Genomic DNA, 1,582 nt, shown 5'->3' with positions numbered 1-1,582 from the left:
TAAATCCCCCTTAAAAAGGGGGACTTTGATTCTTTTCCCCCCTTTTTTAAGGGGGGTTAGGGGGGATCGAATTCTATGCAGCTTTATAAAGAATTGGTATTAATAGAGCGATCGCTTTTCTAATGTGGAGGAGGCAATCGCGGTTTCATCAAAGGAGCGATCGCACAGTATATGAGAAGAGATATTCCCGCGATCGCACACCCTTATATCTGCTAAGTGTACCAAGTTTTTTTCACGCAATCGAATCACTATACAATAAAATCATCGCCCATTTTATATCTGATGGCAATGTCTCATTTGTGTGAGCAAATTTTACAAACAGTAGAAGCATTATCGGCAGAAGAGCAGCGACAGGTTTTGGACTTTGTAGAGTTTCTACGGGCAAAACGTCACAAGCCAAGAACTATGGAATCTGAAATGGCTTCCCAATCGTTTTTTGAAGTTGCCCAGGCTGCAATTGGGGCGGGGGAAGGCCCTGGTGATCTTTCAACAAATCCAGACTATATGCACGGCTACGGTCAGTAATGCTCCATCAAGTGATTGTTGACACAGGTGTTTTGGTGGCTTTAATTGATCGACGCGATCGCTATCACACCTGGGTAACAGAGCAGTTGACCCAGATTGCGCCACCTTTGCTCGATCGCCCAATTCCTCTGCTCATTCCTCAGTCAGGAGTTTGAGAAAATTGGTGAAAAAGCAATGCACCTAAAAATGAAATCAATCGACTTGAGAGAGCGATCGCAGGTCAAAATAAAATCAATCGCCTTATACCAATTTAATGTGAAGTTGCACATATCTAGATCCCCATAAATCCCCCTTAAAAAGGGGGACTTTGATTCTTTTCCCCCCTTTTTTAAGGGGGGTTAGGGGGGATCGAATTCTATGCAGCTTTATAAAGAATTGGTATTAAGAGAGCGATCGCTTTTCTAATGTGGAAGAGGCGATCGCGGTTTCATCAAAGGAACAGATAATTTATAATTTTTTTACTACACTAGCATTAAGTATAATTATCGCCCAACAATTTCAGATTTTCACGGATAGTAGCTGTATTGGGATGATCTACTCCTAAGCTAAGTTCAGCAATTGATAATGCCTTTTTATACAGTGGTTCCGCTTCGCTGTACCGTCCTTGGGAATCGTAGAGTAAGCCCAGGTTGTTGTAACTGGTGGCGACCGAGGGATGCTCTTCTCCCAGCAGCCGTTGCCTGAGTGATAATGCTTTTTTATACAGTGGTTCCGCTTCGCTGTACCGTCCTTGGGAATCGTAGAGTCCTGCCAGGTTGTTGTAACTGGTGGCGACATCGGGATGCTCTTCTCCCAGCAGCCGTTGCCGGAGTTCTAATGCTTTTTTATACAGTGGTTCCGCTTCGCTGTACCGTCCTTGGGAATAGTAGAGTAGAGCCAGGTTGTTGTAACTGGTGGCGACTGAGGGATGCTCTTCTCCCAGCAGCCGTTGCTGGAGTTCTAATGCTTTTTTCAACAGTGGTTCCGCTTCGCTGTACCGTCCTTGGGAATTGTAGAGTAAGCCCAGGTTGTTGTAACTGGAGGCGACATCGGGATGCTCTTCTCCCAGCAGCCGTTG

General features: G+C 45.1%; 4 protein-coding genes. 2 read left to right on the top strand and 2 right to left on the bottom strand.

Features of this window, described 5'->3' with window-relative positions; genetic code table 11:
- Positions 1 to 99: 99 nt before the first annotated feature.
- Entirely contained in the window at positions 100 to 249 is a 150-nt protein-coding gene (locus HWQ37_RS15655) for a hypothetical protein (RefSeq protein WP_292748535.1), read from the bottom strand.
- Between the two features lie 33 nt (positions 250 to 282).
- On the opposite strand from HWQ37_RS15655, the gene HWQ37_RS15650 reads away from it, so the two are divergent.
- Positions 283 to 525, top strand: a complete 243-nt coding sequence (locus HWQ37_RS15650; protein WP_292748534.1) for a DUF2281 domain-containing protein — start codon at positions 283 to 285, stop codon at positions 523 to 525.
- On the top strand, positions 525 to 680 hold the full coding sequence (locus HWQ37_RS15645; RefSeq protein ID WP_292748533.1) for a hypothetical protein: 156 nt from the start codon (positions 525 to 527) through the stop codon (positions 678 to 680). The genes HWQ37_RS15650 and HWQ37_RS15645 overlap by 1 nt, the downstream gene beginning before the upstream one ends.
- A 317-nt stretch (positions 681 to 997) precedes the next feature.
- On the opposite strand, the gene HWQ37_RS15640 is transcribed toward HWQ37_RS15645, so the two are convergent.
- The coding region (locus HWQ37_RS15640) for a tetratricopeptide repeat protein (protein WP_292748532.1) at positions 998 to 1,582 on the bottom strand (585 nt) is incomplete at its 5' end.

The organism is Nostoc sp. NMS4 (assembly GCF_017115095.1).
In the GTDB taxonomy this organism is placed as follows: Bacteria; Cyanobacteriota; Cyanobacteriia; order Cyanobacteriales; family Nostocaceae; genus Nostoc.
The sequence above is the reverse complement of the archived record's forward strand: the minus strand, read 5'-3'. Positions and strand labels throughout refer to the sequence as shown.